This window comes from uncultured Amaricoccus sp. (assembly GCF_937858865.1).
Lineage (GTDB): Bacteria > Pseudomonadota > Alphaproteobacteria > Rhodobacterales > Rhodobacteraceae > Amaricoccus.
This window is the reverse complement of the sequence record NZ_CALLYO010000168.1, coordinates 1-1,016: the sequence shown is the minus strand read 5'-3', so window position 1 is coordinate 1,016 and position 1,016 is coordinate 1. Positions and strand designations below refer to the sequence as shown.

Genomic DNA, 1,016 nt, shown 5'->3' with positions numbered 1-1,016 from the left:
CGGTACACCGGTCATTTGACGTTCGAAAGCAATCCCTTGCGGAGAATCTACCCGCAAATCCCGGATCTGGCAATTACGTGAATTTCATGCGAAATAGTAGTATAAACGTAAATTCACGCAATATACCGTGAATTCACAATAACCCGGGAGGAACCGCCATGGACAAGCGCGAGATCGCCGCCGCCTTCCGCGAGCGGCTGCGGACCCTGCTCGCCGAGGAGCGCGGCGGCATCGCCGGCTTCCTGCGCGACACCGGCGTCGACCGCTCGGCGCTCAGCCAGTTCCTCGACCCGGCCATCGACCGCATGCCGCGCGCGGAAACCCTCCGACGCATCGCCGAGGCGCGCGGCGTCACCACCGACTGGCTGCTCAGCCTCTCGAACGCGCCGGAGGGCCGCCAGGTCGTCGCCCCCTCGGTGCAGATCGAATCGGCCCAGTCGCCCGAGGGCGGCTCGCCGATCGACCAGTGGCGCCGCGAGGCGGCCGGCATGAAGCTCCGCTACGTCCCCTCGAGCCTGCCCGACATGCTCCGCCTCGAGGAGGGAACCGCCGACCGCCCCGGCCCGGCCAGCGCTGGCCAGCCGGAGAACGTCCTCGGCGGCTACGTCCTCGGCGACATGGACGTCGAGATCGCCATGCCGGTGCAGACGCTGCACGACCTCGCCGAGGGAACCGGCCTCTGGCGCGACACCCCGGCGGCGCCGCGCCGCCGCCAGCTCGCCCACATGGCGGCGATCTGCGCCGAGGGCTTCCCGACGTTGCGCCTCCACCTCTACGACGGGCGGCTCAGCTTCGCCGCCCCCTTCACCGTCTTCGGCCGCATCCGCGCCGCGCTCTACCTCGGCGAGGCCTATCTCGTCGTCACCTCGACCGACCAGGTCGCCGCCCTCTCCCGGCTCTTCGACACCCTCGTCCGCCGCGCCATCGTCGGCCCCGAGCGCGTCCACGACCTGCTGGGCGAACTCGCCGACACGGCCAGGTGACGACAGTCCGCCACTTCACGCCCGCCGCGCTTT

At 69.7% G+C, this 1,016-nt stretch carries 1 protein-coding gene; it reads left to right on the top strand.

Annotated elements, in window-relative coordinates; all coding sequences use genetic code 11:
• Positions 1–158 precede the first annotated feature (158 nt).
• Positions 159–983, top strand: a complete 825-nt coding sequence (locus Q0112_RS04665; RefSeq protein WP_297972107.1) for a helix-turn-helix transcriptional regulator — start codon at positions 159–161, stop codon at positions 981–983.
• Positions 984–1,016 lie beyond the last annotated feature (33 nt).